The 17,008-nt window shown below is 54.0% G+C and carries 18 protein-coding genes; 12 read left to right on the top strand and 6 right to left on the bottom strand.

The features are described from left to right. Positions 1-9: 9 nt before the first annotated feature. From rng to csrD, 6 genes are all read right to left on the bottom strand, one after another. Positions 10-1,479, bottom strand: coding sequence for a ribonuclease G (gene rng, locus AX755_RS21765; RefSeq protein ID WP_014833490.1), 1,470 nt, complete (start codon positions 1,477-1,479; stop codon positions 10-12). After that, positions 1,469-2,062, bottom strand: coding sequence for a Maf family protein (locus tag AX755_RS21760; RefSeq protein ID WP_062857447.1), 594 nt, complete (start codon positions 2,060-2,062; stop codon positions 1,469-1,471). The genes rng and AX755_RS21760 overlap by 11 nt, the downstream gene beginning before the upstream one ends. Positions 2,063-2,071: 9 nt before the next feature. After that, a complete protein-coding gene (mreD, locus tag AX755_RS21755; protein ID WP_013098985.1) occupies positions 2,072-2,560 on the bottom strand; it encodes a rod shape-determining protein MreD in 489 nt (162 codons plus the stop codon). After that, positions 2,560-3,564, bottom strand: a complete 1,005-nt coding sequence (mreC, locus tag AX755_RS21750; RefSeq protein WP_013098986.1) for a rod shape-determining protein MreC — start codon at positions 3,562-3,564, stop codon at positions 2,560-2,562. Before mreC ends, mreD begins: the two co-directional genes overlap by 1 nt. 61 nt (positions 3,565-3,625) lie before the next feature. Next, positions 3,626-4,669 (bottom strand): rod shape-determining protein MreB, encoded by a 1,044-nt coding sequence (mreB, locus tag AX755_RS21745; RefSeq protein WP_000913396.1) that lies wholly within the window; start codon positions 4,667-4,669, stop codon positions 3,626-3,628. Positions 4,670-4,951: 282 nt separating this feature from the next. Then, on the bottom strand, positions 4,952-6,892 hold the full coding sequence (csrD, locus tag AX755_RS21740) for an RNase E specificity factor CsrD (RefSeq protein WP_013098987.1): 1,941 nt from the start codon (positions 6,890-6,892) through the stop codon (positions 4,952-4,954). Positions 6,893-7,073: 181 nt separating this feature from the next. Between csrD and acuI the strand changes: the two genes are divergently transcribed. From acuI to AX755_RS21680, 12 genes are all read left to right on the top strand, one after another. Next, positions 7,074-8,048 (top strand): acrylyl-CoA reductase (NADPH), encoded by a 975-nt coding sequence (gene acuI / locus AX755_RS21735; protein WP_062857446.1) that lies wholly within the window; start codon positions 7,074-7,076, stop codon positions 8,046-8,048. 77 nt (positions 8,049-8,125) lie between these two features. Then, positions 8,126-9,127, top strand: a complete 1,002-nt coding sequence (msrP, locus tag AX755_RS21730; protein WP_040021899.1) for a protein-methionine-sulfoxide reductase catalytic subunit MsrP — start codon at positions 8,126-8,128, stop codon at positions 9,125-9,127. Further along, entirely contained in the window at positions 9,128-9,727 is a 600-nt protein-coding gene (gene msrQ, locus AX755_RS21725; protein WP_013098990.1) for a protein-methionine-sulfoxide reductase heme-binding subunit MsrQ, read from the top strand. A gap of 233 nt (positions 9,728-9,960) precedes the next feature. Beyond that, positions 9,961-10,413, top strand: coding sequence for a type II 3-dehydroquinate dehydratase (aroQ, locus tag AX755_RS21720; RefSeq protein WP_013098991.1), 453 nt, complete (start codon positions 9,961-9,963; stop codon positions 10,411-10,413). 21 nt (positions 10,414-10,434) lie between these two features. Then, a complete protein-coding gene (gene accB / locus AX755_RS21715) occupies positions 10,435-10,899 on the top strand; it encodes an acetyl-CoA carboxylase biotin carboxyl carrier protein (protein WP_013098992.1) in 465 nt (154 codons plus the stop codon). A 10-nt stretch (positions 10,900-10,909) separates the two neighbouring features. After that, complete coding sequence (gene accC, locus AX755_RS21710) at positions 10,910-12,259, top strand: acetyl-CoA carboxylase biotin carboxylase subunit (RefSeq protein WP_003860388.1); 1,350 nt, start codon at positions 10,910-10,912, stop codon at positions 12,257-12,259. 108 nt (positions 12,260-12,367) lie between these two features. Continuing rightward, entirely contained in the window at positions 12,368-12,610 is a 243-nt protein-coding gene (locus AX755_RS21705; protein WP_013098993.1) for a YhdT family protein, read from the top strand. Next, complete coding sequence (panF, locus tag AX755_RS21700; protein WP_062857445.1) at positions 12,600-14,051, top strand: sodium/pantothenate symporter; 1,452 nt, start codon at positions 12,600-12,602, stop codon at positions 14,049-14,051. Before AX755_RS21705 ends, panF begins: the two co-directional genes overlap by 11 nt. A gap of 11 nt (positions 14,052-14,062) precedes the next feature. Continuing rightward, positions 14,063-14,944, top strand: a complete 882-nt coding sequence (gene prmA / locus AX755_RS21695; RefSeq protein WP_062857444.1) for a 50S ribosomal protein L11 methyltransferase — start codon at positions 14,063-14,065, stop codon at positions 14,942-14,944. 329 nt (positions 14,945-15,273) lie between these two features. Next, positions 15,274-16,239, top strand: a complete 966-nt coding sequence (dusB, locus tag AX755_RS21690; protein ID WP_013098996.1) for a tRNA dihydrouridine synthase DusB — start codon at positions 15,274-15,276, stop codon at positions 16,237-16,239. 23 nt (positions 16,240-16,262) lie between these two features. Then, positions 16,263-16,559, top strand: coding sequence for a DNA-binding transcriptional regulator Fis (gene fis, locus AX755_RS21685; protein ID WP_000462905.1), 297 nt, complete (start codon positions 16,263-16,265; stop codon positions 16,557-16,559). A 180-nt stretch (positions 16,560-16,739) separates the two neighbouring features. Next, positions 16,740-16,904 (top strand): DUF2556 family protein, encoded by a 165-nt coding sequence (locus tag AX755_RS21680; protein ID WP_013098997.1) that lies wholly within the window; start codon positions 16,740-16,742, stop codon positions 16,902-16,904. Positions 16,905-17,008: the final 104 nt, after the last annotated feature.

Here is a 17,008-nt window from a genome sequence, read left to right as displayed (position 1 = left end):
AACTGCGTCTTACATCATGACGACGTCAAATTGCTCCTGGTTATAGAGCGGCTCAATTTGTACTTTTACCTGTTTGCCGACAAAGATTTCCACTTCCGCCAGCGCGTGCGACTCTTCACCTTTCAGCGCTTCAGCCACCGCAGGGGAAGCATAGACCAGAAAACGATCGGAGTCGTAGGCATGATGAACGCGGACAATTTCACGCATGATCTCATAGCAGACGGTCTCCACCGTCTTTACGGTGCCGCGTCCGTGGCAGGTTGGACACTCGTTACACAGCACATGTTCCACACTTTCACGGGTCCGTTTACGCGTCATTTCCACCAGCCCCAGCTGTGAGAAGCCGTTAATGCTGGTTTTCACGCGATCTTTACTCAGCGCCTGCTCAAGCGAGTGCAGCACACGACGGCGATGGTCTTCATTATTCATATCGATAAAGTCGATGATGATAATGCCACCCAGGTTGCGCAGACGAAGCTGGCGCGCAATGGCCTGTGTCGCTTCAATGTTGGTATTGAAGATGGTGTCATCCAGGTTGCGATGGCCGACAAACGCACCGGTGTTGATGTCCACGGTGGTCATTGCTTCGGTCTGATCGATGATCAGATAACCGCCGGACTTCAGTTCAACCTTGCGCTCCAGCGCACGCTGGATCTCATTTTCGACATCATAGAGATCGAAGATTGGCTGACGCCCGGTGTAATGTTCCAGCAGGCCAGGCATTTCCGGAATGTACTCAGCGGTAAATTCGAGCAGCGCTTCGTAGGTGAGGCGCGAGTCCACGCGGATTCGGTCGAGCTGAGCATCAGCAAAATCACGCAGGACGCGCTGGGCAAGCGCCAGCTCACCGTACAGCTGATAGCGGGTCTGGTTGCGTTTTTTACGCTCCATCACCTTGGTCCAGACGCGCTTCAGGTAAGCCGCATCGGATGCCAGATCCTCTTCGCTAACCCCTTCGGCGGCGGTACGGATGATAAACCCGCCCTGTTCGTCGCAGTAGGCGCTGACCACTTTCTTAAGGCGCTCGCGCTCGCTTTCACTTTCAATACGCTGGGAAACCCCCACGTGCGATGCGCCGGGCATAAAGACCAGGTAACGGGAAGGTAATGTGATGTCGGTTGTCAGACGGGCGCCTTTGGTGCCAAGGGGGTCTTTCACCACCTGCACCATCAGATCCTGCCCCTGACGCACCAGCTCTGAAATGTCGCGTACGGCAAACTGCTTTTGCTCTTCGCCTGCGACACACTCGGTATGCGGCATGATATCGGAGGCATGTAAAAATGCCGCCTTATCCAGTCCAATATCTACAAAAGCCGCCTGCATACCCGGCAGTACGCGGCTGACACGACCTTTGTAGATATTGCCTACTATTCCGCGTCGCGCTTCACGCTCAATATGAATTTCCTGAAGAATGCCACCATCAATGTAGGCCACACGGGTTTCCGATGGCGTTACGTTTACCAACAATTCAGCCGTCATAGTTATCCCTTCCCTCACGCAGTGAGTTAAAATTGCTCAGCAACTCATACGTTTCCACCAGCGGTAAGCCGACTACGGCGTGATAGCTGCCATTTATCTTCCTGACAAAACAGCCACCCAGCCCTTGAATACCGTATGCACCTGCTTTATCCATCGGTTCACCGCTGGCAATATACGCGGCGATCTCGTCGTTGGTCAGTACTCTGAAGGTCACGTCCGTCACCACCAGACAATCCAGCACGTGCTTGCTGTCCGCCAGCGCCACCGCGGTCATCACCTGATGCGTTTGCCCGGACATTTTGTGCAGCATATGTGCTGAATGCTCAGCGTCTCGCGGTTTCTCAAGCACTTCACCGTTAAGGATAACGATGGTGTCCGCCCCCAGTACCGGCAGGTCGCGTGGCACGCACGCAACGCCAGCCTGCGCTTTCTCACGCGCCAGGCGAGAAACATACTGCTGAGCACTTTCGCCCTCAGCACGTTTTTCTTCGATGCCGGTAACGATACGTTCAAAAGCGATGCCCAACTGCGTGAGCAACTCCTGACGACGTGGAGAACCGGAGGCAAGATAGATAGACGTCATAGAAACCTTTTACTGCACAGCAAACTGCTGGCGAACCTTACGCATCAGCAGGAACAGCCACGGCCAGAGCACACCGTTGACTACACTACTCCAGAATACTTCGGGTCGGAAAGAGACGTTGATCACTAAAAACTCTGCCCAGAAAACAACGATATCCGCGGCAAGCGACAACAACATCACGACCAGCGCCTGTTGCCAGAGCGCGAGGTTACGAAAGAGCTGGAATTTGAGTGCAACGAGATATGCAATGATGCTCATGGATAACGCGCGAACACCCAGCGTTGAGCCACTAATGAGATCCAGTATGGCACCCATTACAAAGCCTGTGCCAACATTTACGCGGTGCGGCAGGGCAAGGATCCAGTAGAGCAAAATGAGCAATACCCAGTTTGGCCGGTAAACAAGAATGTCGTCCGGCCAGGGCATTATCTGCAGCAACAGCGCGATGAGAAACGAGAGCCAGATAACCCAGCGTCCCTGGCTACGATAACTGGCCACTACTGCCCTCCGGATGAGAGTTTAGGCGGTGGCGGCGCATCCGTTATCCCGGTGGCCGGCGCGGGTACTGGCGCAGGCGGCCCCATCGCATCCGGAGCAGGAAGAACCTGCGGCATCATCTGCATCAGGCGCTCATTGGCAACGCGATGCACCTCTTCAGGCGTCATTGGGTTGGCACCGTTACGATCGGCTCCCCACAGCAGCAGCAGGTAGCGAAGACGCTGTAAACCCGCCGTTGGACGCGCCTGAATCACGGTGTAGGCACGCTGCGTATCAAGCTTCACAGAAGAGACAACCGCAACCGGATACCCTTCAGGGAAACGTCCACCCAGACCGGAGGTGACCAGCACGTCGCCCACACGGATATCCGTGTTGGCTGGCAGGTGCTCCAGCTGCAGATCGTCCGTGCAGCCGTTACCCGCCGCAATGACGCGAATATCGTTACGCAGAACCTGAATAGGCAGCGCATGGGTGGCATCGCAGATCAGCAGTACACGGCTGGTCAGTTTGGCGACGGCGACCACCTGGCCCACCACACCTTTATCACTGATAACAGGCTGACCTTCATACACACCATTCACGCTACCTTTGTCGATCACCACCTGATCGCTGTAAGGATCGTTTACGGTGGAGATCACCTGCGTCACCATCTTCTGCTCATCCTGACGCAGCGGCGATCCAAGCAGCTCACGCAGACGCGCATTTTCCTGCTTGTATTGCCCTAACATCAGCAGTTCGCTGTTTTTCAGCAGCAGTTCCTGGCGCAATGCCCGGTTTTCAAGTTCGAGTTGGTCACGTGAGGACAGCGTTTGAGAAACGGAGTCGAGCAGTTCACGAGGACCATTGGATATAAAGTAGAAAGGACTGACGGCGGTATCCATGTACGTTCTGATCTGGCTGAACGTACCGAGGCGGCTATCGGCAATAATGACACCAAGCGCAACCAGAACCGCCAGGATCAGGCGAAACTGTAGCGAGGGGCCACGGCTAAAAATTGGCTTCATAGGCTATGCGTATTCTCGTGTCAGAGAGAAAGGGTAGCGATTCGCTACCCTTTCACCATGACTACTCTTCGCTGAACAAGTCGCCGCCGTGCATGTCGATCATTTCCAGCGCCTTGCCACCACCACGGGCGACGCAAGTCAGTGGATCTTCTGCAACTACGACAGGAATACCTGTCTCTTCCATTAACAGGCGGTCGAGGTTACGCAACAGCGCACCACCACCGGTCAGAACCATACCGCGCTCAGAGATATCGGACGCCAGTTCAGGTGGGCACTGTTCCAGCGCAACCATCACCGCGCTCACGATACCGGTCAGCGGCTCTTGCAGCGCTTCCAGAATTTCGTTGGAGTTCAGGGTAAAGCCGCGTGGCACACCTTCCGCCAGGTTACGGCCGCGCACTTCGATTTCGCGAACTTCATCACCCGGATAAGCAGAACCGATCTCGTGCTTGATGCGCTCAGCGGTCGCTTCACCGATCAGGGAGCCATAGTTACGGCGCACGTAGTTAATGATCGCTTCGTCGAAACGGTCACCACCGATACGCACAGAAGAGGAGTAAACCACGCCGTTCAGGGAGATAACGGCCACTTCAGTGGTACCACCACCGATATCAACCACCATCGAACCGGTAGCTTCAGAAACAGGCAGGCCTGCACCGATAGCCGCAGCCATTGGCTCTTCAATCAGGAACACTTCACGCGCGCCTGCACCCTGAGCAGATTCGCGAATTGCGCGACGTTCTACCTGGGTCGCACCGACCGGCACACAAACCAGCACACGTGGGCTTGGACGCATGAAGCTGTTGCTGTGAACCTGCTTGATGAAGTGCTGAAGCATTTTTTCAGTCACGAAGAAGTCAGCGATAACGCCGTCTTTCATTGGGCGGATCGCGGCGATGTTACCTGGGGTACGACCCAGCATCTGCTTCGCGTCATGACCCACTGCGGCTACGCTTTTCGGCGAGCCGGCACGATCCTGACGAATGGCCACAACAGAAGGCTCATTCAATACGATGCCTTGTCCTTTTACATAAATAAGGGTATTCGCGGTACCCAGGTCAATGGACAGGTCATTGGAAAACATGCCACGAAATTTTTTCAACATACTAAGGGATAATCCTGAAAGCTGGGGCGGAAAACAAAATCCGCTTACTTTACCAACCACACGCAGCAGCGACAAGGCGCAAAAATCACCTGCTGCGGTGAAAATTTGTGCAGTACGTTTCCTTCTGTTACAAATTCATCCCCTGACTCCCTCAGGGCTGAGTACACAGTAGCGTTCCTCACTTTCATTTGTAACCCGCTAAAGGTCGTTCACTGGCTTTTTGCTCGTCATACTCAAAGCTACAGGCGCGATATTCTACGTGAAAACAGCGTAAACGGCAGGTCAAACAGAGTATCTTTGCAAATATTTTTTCACATTGGTGTCAAGCGGCTGAGAGGCGGCAAAAAAATCCCCCTGACCACCCATCACACCACGCTCTGTCAACATCTGCCATTCGCCTCTGGAGCGCACGCCCGTGGCAAATACTTGTGTTCGCGTTCCCTTACACGCTTCCACCAGACTCTGCACCAGCAGCTGGTTTTCCGTGCGCTTTTCAATATTCCTGACCAGCCCCGGATGTAGCTTTAATAATTCCACATCCAGCTCCTTGATCCAGCTGGTACTGACCAGCGTCAGGCCCGCCTGTGTCACCGCCACACGCGCACCCAGCGCATTGATCAAACGTACCACCGGACGTAACCGGCTGATGTGTTGACCAACATCCGCCTCTGCAAGTTCAAAAATAATGTGTTTGCGTTGCGATTTTTCGCATTGCATTAATGTATCGCGCAGCCAGCGTTGAAAACGCGGGCGAATTAACGACTCGACGGTCACCTGTAATGCCAGACTTTCTTCAGGCCAAAAAGATAAAAACGGAATCAGTCGGCTAATTTGCTGACGGTCATACTCTTCGGAGAGTCCAAATTGCAGGACCATCGGCAGATATTCTGCCGAAATAACCTCTTCCGTGCCGTCGAAAATGCGACACATTAATTCACGGTGGTGAACATGGCCGTTTTTCATCACCGCTGGTTTTTGATAAAGGCGGGGGCCACCGCGGCTCAACATTTGTTCAATCAGGGTACGCCAGCGCACATTGCCACGCCCTTTCTCAGGCAGGGAATCGTCATATACCGCCCAACCGTTCGCCCCTTGCAGCACCGCGTTTCGGGTTGCCGCTTCCGCATGCTCCATCACCTGTTCAGTTGACTGCCCGCCGCGCCAGGCGCAGATCCCCATATGCACCATATCATCCCGGTCGAGCATTTTGCTCTGCGGCAGCGCATCCACCGCCTTCAGCAACTGGCTGGCGATGCTCTCCGACTCCTTAAGTGTGCGATGGGGTAACAACACCGCAAAGTCGCTGCGGTGATAGCGCGCCAGCAGCGCGCCGGGATAGCGCATAATAAAAGTCGACAGCAAGTTGATGAGCGTAAAGAGGTTCTCTTCCGCCACGCGGCGCCCCCAGGTATCGCGCAGGAGATCGAAATCCGGCAGACGAACCATCATGACGACCCCGTGCGTTCCCACTTTTTCCGGGTCGTCCAGCAGCGTGGCCAGTTGATTATCAAAGAACAGGCGGTTATTCAGACCGGTTTTGTTATCCTGCGCGGCATAGGAACGGATCAGCGTATCCATGCGGCTGCGCTGATCGCTGGCGAACTGAATTTCTGAAAGCAGCGTGTCCAGCGCGCTGCTGGTGCTGGACGGCCACTCATAGACCGACCCCCGCACCTGCGGGCCGCGTTCCCCGTTAAGTATTCGCACGGAGCGGTTTTCCAGCAGCTCCTGACCGGAGAGCTGACGGCGTAGCCAGCGAACCGCAAGAAAAATCAGCAGGACAATAAAGGCGACGGCAACGGTGAGTGGCGCGGTGGTCATCATCGAGCGGAAATAGCTGGCCATGGGATCGAGGTAGACCAGGCGTATCGTCATCCCCGGATTTTTAAGGGAATGGACATTCACTTCCCGATACTGGCTCACGACGCCCGCAGGCCGATAGCTGCCCTGACGCTGATGGCTTAACACCGGATGCTTTCCCTGCGTGATGTCGACCTGCACAATATCAACCGGTACCATCAATTCATCCAGCTCGCGGGAGAGTTCCGGTAGCGGAGTGGTAATCAGACGCGTATCAATAACTGACGCAACAGACTCAACCCGGTTGACCAGCTTGTCCTGAATGGCGTTATAAAAGCTCAGGGAGCAGCCAAGGAGCGTGACAAAAATGGTTAACCCCGTCAGCAACGTGATAAAAGCTGAGAACTTCGTCGTTAATCGCATCCTTGAGATTACTCCGTGGGTTGATGGGTAGCGAGTAAGCGCTAACTTGCATTTCAAATGCGCCATACTACCAAACCTGGTGTATCTGGCAATTTATTGCGTTAAATCGGCATAGCGTTTCATTGAGCGAGTATAGTCTTCAGAACGCATTTTCCAATCATCAGAATAGTGAGGATCCTGTATGCAGGCTTTGATCTTAGAACAGCAGGACGGCAATACCGTTGCCTCGGTGCAAGCCCTTGATGAGAGCCGTCTGCCCGAAGGCGACGTCACCGTCGACATCGACTGGTCCAGTCTGAATTACAAGGATGCCCTGGCCATCACCGGCAAAGGTAAAATCATCCGAAATTTCCCGATGGTGCCGGGGATTGATTTTGCAGGCCACGTTCATTCCAGCGAAGATCCGCGGTTTCATGCCGGCCAGCAGGTGCTGCTCACCGGTTGGGGCGTCGGCGAAAATCACTGGGGCGGGCTGGCAACGCAGGCGCGGGTGAAAGGCGAGTGGCTGGTGCCCATGCCTGCTGGGCTGGATGGCCGCAAAGCGATGATTATCGGTACCGCAGGCTTTACCGCCATGCTGTGCGTCATGGCCCTTGAAGATGCCGGTATCCGCCCTGAGTCAGGCGAGATAGTCGTGACCGGGGCCAGCGGTGGCGTTGGCAGCACGGCGGTGGCTTTACTGCACAAACTGGGGTATCAGGTCGCCGCGGTCTCAGGCCGTGAAAGCACCCATGACTACCTGCGTCAGCTTGGTGCCAGCCGCATTCTTGGCCGCGACGAATTTGCCGAAACCCGTCCGCTGGAAAAACAGCTCTGGGCCGGAGCGGTGGATACCGTCGGAAATAACGTGCTGGCAAAAGTGCTGGCGCAGATGAACTACGGTGGCTGCGTGGCGGCCTGCGGTCTGGCGGGCGGTTTTGCCCTGCCAACCACCGTTATGCCCTTTATCCTGCGTAACGTGCGCCTGCAGGGTGTGGATTCCGTCATGACTCCGGCGGCCCGTCGTGCAGAAGCCTGGGAGCGTCTGGTACGCGACCTGCCTGAGTCCTTCTTCACGCAGAGTGCAACCGAAATCGCCCTCAGCCAGGCGCCGGAATATGCCGGTAAGATCATGGATAATCAGTTCCATGGCCGCGCGCTGGTGAAAATTGCCTAATCTTCAAATTTTCGTGACATATTCGCGCTAATCCTTCTCCTCCGTCATGCTTAGAAAAACGCATGACGGAGGATGCCATGAAAACCCGTAAACTGACGGAAGCCGACGTAACGTCCGAATCTGTCTTTATGTTACAGCGCCGCCAGATCCTGAAAATGCTTGGCATCAGTGCCACCGCGTTGACGCTCACACCTGCGGCTCACGCTGATTTGCTCGACTGGTTTAAAGGCAACGATCGGCCAAAAGCCCCTTCCGGTGCCCCGCTCACCTTTACGAAACCTGCCGAGTGGCAAAACAAACTGACGCTCACGCCAGAAGATAAGGTCACCGGTTATAACAACTTCTACGAATTTGGGCTTGATAAAGCCGATCCTGCGGCCAATGCAGGCAGCATGAAAACCGATCCGTGGACGTTGAAAATTGACGGCGAAGTGGCAAAACCCTTAACGCTGGATCACCACGATCTCACCACCCGTTTCCCGTTAGAGGAACGCATCTATCGTATGCGCTGCGTGGAAGCCTGGTCGATGGTGGTACCGTGGGTAGGTTTTCCGCTGCATAAGCTGCTGGCAATGGTTGAACCCACCAGCAATGCGAAATATGTCGCATTCCAGACGCGTTACGCCCCGGACGAGATGCCAGGCCAGAAGGACCGGTTCATCGGCGGTGGGCTTGCATATCCTTATGTAGAAGGATTACGCCTTGACGAAGCCATGCATCCTCTTACCCTTCTGACCGTCGGCGTTTACGGTAAAGCGCTCCCGCCGCAGAACGGCGCCCCCATCCGGCTGACAGTACCGTGGAAATATGGCTTCAAGGGCATTAAATCGATCGTCAGTATTAAGCTCACCCGCGAGCGTCCGCCCACAACATGGAATCTCGCCGCGCCGGACGAATACGGTTTCTTCGCCAACGTGAACCCGCATGTCGATCACCCACGCTGGTCGCAGGCGACGGAACGGTTTATCGGTTCCGGCGGGGCGCTGGATGTGAAGCGTCAGCCCACGCTGCTCTTTAACGGCTATGCGGATGAAGTGGCGTCGCTCTACCGTGGCCTCAATTTACGGGAGAACTTCTGAGTGCGTTTAACGGCAAAACAGGTAACCTGGCTGAAAGTGCTGCTGCATTTAGCCGGGTTGCTCCCTTTTATCTGGTTGTTCTGGGCCGCCAGCCAGGGGCTCTTTAGTGCCGATCCGGCTAAAGATATCCAGCACTTTACTGGTCGGATGGCTCTGAAATTTTTACTGGCGACCTTGCTGGTTTCGCCGCTGGCGCGCTACGCTAAACAGCCATTATTGATACGCACACGTCGGCTATTAGGGCTATGGTGTTTTGCCTGGGCCACGTTGCACCTGACCAGTTACGCGCTGCTGGAACTGGGGATTAACAACCTGGCACTGCTGGGCCGCGAACTGGTCACGCGTCCTTATCTGACGCTGGGCATTGTCAGTTGGCTGGTGTTACTGGCATTAGCGCTGACATCCACGCAATATGCGCAGCGAAAACTGGGTAAGCGCTGGCAGTTGCTGCACAACTTCGTCTATCTTGTCGCGATCCTCGCACCCATCCATTATCTGTGGTCCGTGAAGATCCTCTCGCCTCAGCCCATCCTCTACGCGCTGCTGGCTTTGGCGCTTTTAGCATGGCGTTACAAGAAGTTCCGCCAGTGGTTGCGATAGTTCGCGAAACTGTGCGTTTTCCCGCAGATTACTTATCAACCGCCATTCTTTTTCGGATAGCGGTTGATAATCTTCCCTGATAAGACCAGTATTTAGCTGCCAAATGCTACGAAATCGTTATAATGTGCGACTTTGGTTTTCCTGAATGCATTTTAGGAAAGTCATCAGGTGACTTTCGCGTTTCAAAGGTATATTTTGGTTTTTACCCGAGATTCGCAGGAGATAGCGACACAATGGCAGAAAAATTCCGAATCTTAGTTTTAAACGGACCGAACCTGAACATGCTCGGCACCCGTGAGCCAGAGAAGTACGGCACGCTGACATTGAGTGAAATTGTTAACCGTTTGGGCACGGAAGCAGCGTCACTGAATGTGGATTTGGATCATTTTCAGTCAAACGCGGAGTACGCACTCATCGACCGTATTCATCAGGCTAAAGACACTGTGGACTATATCCTGATCAATCCGGCCGCGTTTACGCACACCAGTGTTGCTATCCGCGACGCACTGCTGGCGGTGAGTATCCCGTTTATCGAGATCCACCTCAGCAACGTGCACGCCCGAGAGCCGTTCCGCCACCATTCGTATCTGTCGGATATCGCCGCTGGCGTTATCTGCGGACTGGGCGCAGACGGTTATTCATACGCTTTACAGACAGCGGTAAAACGCCTGTCACAATCACACTAAACAAGAGTACGGAACCCACTCATGGATATTCGTAAGATTAAAAAACTGATCGAGCTGGTTGAAGAATCAGGCATCTCCGAACTGGAAATTTCTGAAGGCGAAGAGTCTGTACGCATCAGCCGTGCAGCCCCAGCCGCTAGCTTCCCGGTAATGCAGCAAGCTTATGCTGCGCCAGTGCAGCAGCCTGCGCTCTCTGCAGCCGTTGCACCAGCCGCAACTGAAGCCGCACCTGCCGCTGCAGCAGAAATCAGTGGTCACATCGTACGTTCCCCAATGGTTGGTACTTTCTACCGCACCCCGAGCCCGGACGCGAAGGCGTTCATCGAAGTGGGTCAGAAAGTCAACGTAGGCGATACCCTGTGTATCGTTGAAGCCATGAAAATGATGAACCAGATCGAAGCAGACAAATCAGGTACTGTGAAGGCGATTCTGGTCGAAAGTGGTCAGCCGGTAGAATTTGACGAGCCGCTGGTCGTCATCGAGTAACGAGGCGAACATGCTGGATAAAATTGTTATCGCCAACCGCGGCGAGATCGCACTGCGTATTCTTCGTGCCTGTAAAGAACTGGGCATCAAGACTGTCGCTGTGCACTCAAGCGCGGACCGCGATTTAAAACACGTATTGCTGGCGGATGAGACGGTCTGTATCGGCCCGGCTCCGTCCGTAAAAAGCTATCTGAACATCCCGGCAATCATCAGCGCCGCTGAAATCACTGGCGCGGTGGCAATTCACCCGGGTTATGGCTTCCTCTCCGAGAACGCCAACTTTGCTGAGCAGGTTGAACGCTCTGGCTTTATCTTCATCGGCCCGAAAGCTGACACCATCCGCCTGATGGGTGACAAAGTGTCTGCAATCACCGCGATGAAAAAAGCCGGTGTTCCAACCGTTCCAGGTTCTGACGGCCCGCTGACTGACGACATGGATGCAAACCGTGCACATGCTAAACGCATTGGCTACCCGGTGATCATCAAGGCGTCCGGCGGCGGCGGCGGTCGCGGTATGCGCGTAGTGCGCAGCGACGCTGAACTGGCACAATCCATCTCCATGACCAAAGCGGAAGCGAAAGCAGCTTTCAGCAATGACATGGTGTATATGGAAAAATACCTTGAAAACCCACGCCACATCGAAATTCAGGTGCTGGCTGACGGTCAGGGTAACGCTATCTATCTGGCAGAACGTGACTGCTCCATGCAGCGTCGTCACCAGAAAGTGGTCGAAGAAGCACCAGCACCGGGCATCACCCCGGAACTGCGTCGCTACATCGGCGAGCGTTGTGCCAAAGCGTGTGTCGACATCGGCTATCGCGGGGCGGGTACCTTCGAATTCCTGTTCGAAAACGGTGAGTTCTACTTCATTGAGATGAACACCCGTATTCAGGTTGAACACCCGGTTACCGAAATGATCACCGGCGTTGACCTGATCAAAGAGCAGCTGCGTATCGCTGCCGGCCAGCCTCTGTCCATCAAACAGGAAGAAGTAGTGGTCAAAGGCCATGCGGTCGAGTGCCGTATCAACGCCGAAGACCCGAATACCTTCCTGCCAAGCCCGGGTAAAATCACGCGTTTCCACGCGCCGGGTGGCTTTGGCGTGCGTTGGGAGTCTCATATCTACGCCGGTTACACCGTACCGCCGTACTATGACTCAATGATCGGTAAGCTTATCTGCTACGGCGAAAACCGTGACGTGGCGATTGCCCGCATGAAGAACGCCCTGCAGGAGCTAATCATCGACGGTATCAAAACCAACGTTGATCTGCAGATGCGCATCATGAGCGACGAGCACTTCCAGAATGGTGGGACGAACATCCACTATCTGGAGAAAAAACTCGGTCTCAACGAGAAGTAAGAAAGCATCTATGCTAAAAGGCCGGTTTAACCGGCCTTTTTTATTTCTGGGGATCGTCAAGGCCCATCATGTACAATCCCCGCTTTCTTCATCCACAAGGGACAAAAAATGGACAAACGTTTTGTTCAGGCCCATAAAGAAGCGCGCTGGGCGCTGTGGCTGACCCTTCTCTATCTTGCCGCATGGTTGGTAACCGCTTACTTACCTGATTCTGCAATTGGCATCACCGGCCTGCCTCACTGGTTTGAAATGGCCTGTCTGCTGGTACCGCTGATTTTTATCCTGCTGTGCTGGGCAATGGTGAAATTCATTTATCGCGATATCCCGCTGGAGGACGACGATGCAGCTTGAAGTCATTCTGCCGCTTATCGCGTATTTGTTGGTCGTGTTTGGCGTGTCCGTGTATGCCATGCGCAAAAGGGCAACCGGCACCTTCCTGAACGAATATTTCCTCGGCAGCCGTTCAATGGGCGGCATTGTGTTAGCGATGACGCTCACCGCCACCTATATCAGCGCCAGCTCATTTATTGGCGGTCCCGGGGCTGCCTATAAATATGGGTTAGGCTGGGTGCTGCTGGCGATGATCCAGCTCCCGGCTATCTGGCTTTCGCTGGGTATACTCGGCAAGAAGTTCGCTATTCTGGCGCGTCGCTATAATGCCGTGACGCTGAACGACATGCTGTTTGCCCGCTACCGCAGCCGTTTACTGGTATGGCTGGCAAGCCTAAGCCTGCTGGTCGCCTTTGTGGGTGCGATGACGGTGCAGTTTATTGGCGGTGCACGTCTGCTTGAAACCGCAGCAGGGATCCCTTACGAGACTGGCCTGCTTATCTTTGGGATCAGTATCGCGCTTTATACGGCGTTTGGTGGATTCCGCGCCAGCGTACTGAACGACACCCTGCAGGGCATGGTGATGCTCATTGGAACCATTGTGCTGCTGGTGGGGATTGTCCATGCGGCAGGCGGCCTGAGCCATGCTGTTGAAACCCTTGAAGCGATTGACCCGAAACTGGTCACTCCAGAGGGCGCAGATGACATTCTTTCACCCACCTTTATGACCTCCTTCTGGGTGCTGGTCTGCTTCGGCGTCATTGGACTGCCGCATACCGCTGTACGGTGTATCTCCTATAAGGACAGTAAAGCGGTCCATCGCGGCATTATTATCGGGACCATTGTGGTGGCGATACTGATGCTGGGAATGCATCTGGCGGGTGCATTAGGTCGTGCGGTGATCCCAGATCTTACCGTGCCCGACCTGGTGATCCCTACCCTGATGGTTAAAGTCCTGCCACCCTTTGCTGCCGGGATTTTCCTTGCCGCACCGATGGCCGCCATTATGTCGACGATCAACGCTCAGTTGCTGCAAAGTTCCGCTACGATTATCAAAGATCTCTATCTGAATTTGCGTCCCGAGCAGTTGAAAAACGAACGACGCTTAAAGCGGATGTCTGCGGTGATTACGCTGTTATTAGGGGCACTGCTGCTGCTGGCCGCCTGGCGTCCACCGGAGATGATCATCTGGCTGAACCTGCTTGCGTTTGGCGGCCTTGAAGCTGTTTTCCTGTGGCCGCTGGTGCTTGGCCTGTACTGGGAACGCGCGAATGCTGCGGGCGCGCTAAGCGGCATGATTGTTGGCGGTGTCGTGTACACCGTGCTCGCTACCTTTAAGATCCAGTACCTGGGCTTCCATCCAATTGTGCCTTCGTTACTGTTAAGTTTACTGGCGTTTGTGGTGGGGAACCGTTTCGGTCAACCCGTCCCACAACCCGCTATGATGTCTACTGATAAATAAAGAGTTTTGCCATGCCGTGGATCCAACTAAAACTGAACACAACCGGTGCTCACGCCGAAGAGCTGAGCGATGCGCTGATGGAGGCCGGCTCGGTCTCTATCACCTTCCAGGACACGCATGACACGCCGGTCTTTGAGCCGCTGCCGGGCGAAACGCGCCTGTGGGGCGATACCGACGTGATTGGCCTGTTTGATGCCGAAACCGACATGAAAGAAGTGGTCGCGATTCTGGAACATCATCCTCTGCTGGGCGTGGGTTTTGCGCACAAAATCGAACAACTGGAAGACAAAGACTGGGAACGCGAGTGGATGGATAACTTCCACCCCATGCAGTTTGGCAAGCGTCTGTGGATCTGCCCAAGCTGGCGCGAAGTTCCCGATGAAAACGCGGTCAACGTGATGCTCGACCCGGGTCTGGCATTCGGTACCGGCACCCATCCGACCACCTCACTGTGTCTGCAGTGGCTGGATGGTCTGGATCTGGAAGGGAAAACCGTGATCGACTTCGGCTGTGGATCCGGGATCCTCGCCATTGCCGCACTGAAGCTGGGTGCCGCAAAAGCCATCGGGATCGATATCGATCCGCAGGCTATTCAGGCCAGTCGTGATAACGCCGAGCGTAACGGCGTTTCCGATCGCCTTGAGCTGTATCTGCCGGACGCGCAGCCAGAGGCCATGAAAGCCGATGTGGTGGTCGCTAACATCCTGGCAGGCCCATTACGCGAGCTTGCACCGTTAATCAGCGTGCTGCCCGTTGAGGGCGGTCTGCTGGGGCTTTCCGGGATCCTGGCAAGCCAGGCTGACAGCGTTTGCGAAGCCTACGCCGATCTCTTCACCCTCGATCCGGTGGTGGAAAAAGAAGAGTGGTGCCGCATTACGGGCCGTAAAAAATAAGAACATTTTTCGTACTGAGATGATGTTCTAAAATGCGACGCAGATCGCATAGAAGCGGGAGAATCTGCTGCTAAAAACAGCAGAATATCCCGCTCAACGGATTCATTTTTTGAGAAATGATGAGAAGTTACGGGAAATTGTAAGCGGTCATAAAATCGCCGTTAATACATAACATAATGATTTAAATAAAAAATAATTTTCATCATTGTGACTGGGTGGCGATTCCTTGATCTACAACAGTGGATTGTTCAAAGTTTGGCCTTTCATCTCGTGCAAAAAATGCGTAATATACGCCGCCTTGCAGTCACAGTATGGTCATTTCTTAACTCATGCGCATCGGACACCACCAGCTCAGAAATCGCCTGATCGCAGCCCCAATGGCAGGTATTACCGACCGGCCGTTCAGGACGCTGTGTTATGAGATGGGAGCCGGTTTAACCGTTTCCGAGATGATGTCGTCTAACCCGCAGGTCTGGGAAAGCGATAAATCCCGCCTTCGGATGGTGCACATTGATGAACCAGGTATTCGCACCGTGCAAATCGCCGGAAGTGTGCCTGAAGAGATGGCAGATGCCGCGCGGATTAACGTGGAAAGTGGCGCCCAGATTATTGATATCAACATGGGTTGCCCGGCCAAAAAAGTGAATCGCAAGCTTGCAGGTTCAGCCCTTCTGCAATACCCCGACCAGGTGAAGTCAATCCTGACGGCGGTTGTCAGCGCAGTGGACGTTCCTGTTACGTTGAAGATTCGCACGGGTTGGTCGCCGGAACACCGTAACTGTGTAGAGATTGCCCAACTGGCCGAAGACTGTGGCATTCAGGCCCTGACCATTCATGGACGCACTCGCGCCTGTTTGTTCAACGGTGAAGCTGAATACGACAGCATTCGGGCAGTTAAGCAGAAAGTTTCCATTCCGATTATCGCGAATGGCGACATTACTGACCCGCTTAAAGCCAGAGCTGTGCTCGACTATACGGGAGCTGATGCTCTGATGATAGGACGTGCAGCTCAGGGAAGACCCTGGATCTTTCGGGAAATCCAGCATTATCTGGACACTGGGGAGCTGCTTGCCCCGCTGCCACTGGCAGAGGTTAAGCGCTTGCTTTGTTCGCATGTTCGGGAACTGCATGACCACTACGGCCAGGCAAAAGGGTACCGAATTGCGCGTAAACACGTCTCCTGGTATCTCCAGGAGCACGCTCCAAATGACCAGTTTCGGCGCACATTCAACGCCATAGAGGATGCCAGCGAACAGCTGGAGGCGTTGGAGGCATACTTCGAAAATCTTGCGTAATGAAATAAAGAGCTGACAGAACTATGTTCGAACAACGCGTAAATTCTGACGTACTGACCGTTTCTACCGTTAACTCTCAGGATCAGGTAACTCAAAAACCCCTGCGTGACTCGGTTAAACAGGCACTGAAGAACTATTTTGCTCAACTGAATGGTCAGGATGTTAATGACCTGTATGAGCTGGTACTGGCTGAAGTTGAACAGCCACTGTTGGACATGGTGATGCAATACACCCGCGGTAACCAAACCCGCGCTGCGCTGATGATGGGTATCAACCGTGGTACTCTGCGTAAGAAACTGAAAAAATACGGCATGAACTAATTTCGGTTAGCGAAATGCTTGTTTAAAAAGGCGCTACCTGGCATGGGGATGCGCCTTTTTTATTGCTCCACATTTGCCACCGTCAACGCTTTGTAAACCTTCGCTTTCCCCACTTTTCAACCGCCGCTTTTCGTGTATATTTCCACCACCTTACTGGCTCTCTTCTTCCGGAATGTCATAATGATTCGTAAATACTGGTGGCTGGTTGTCTTTGCTGTCTCAGTTTTTCTCTTTGATGCGCTGCTGATGCAGTGGATTGAACTGATGAGCACCGAAACCGATAAGTGTCGCAATATGGATTCCGTGAACCCGCTTAAACTCGTCAATTGTTCAGAGTTGGACTGAGCCGCCAACGTCGTCAAAAACCCCGAAATCACTTAATAAAAACGGGGATTTAAATCCCTTTGAGTCATTACCTTACGATGATAATGTCTCGCCCTTCACCACCG

The organism is Enterobacter sp. SENG-6, from assembly GCF_001605945.1.
GTDB classification, from domain to species: domain Bacteria; phylum Pseudomonadota; class Gammaproteobacteria; order Enterobacterales; family Enterobacteriaceae; genus Enterobacter; species Enterobacter cloacae.
The sequence above is the reverse complement of the archived record's forward strand: the minus strand, read 5'-3'. Positions and strand labels throughout refer to the sequence as shown.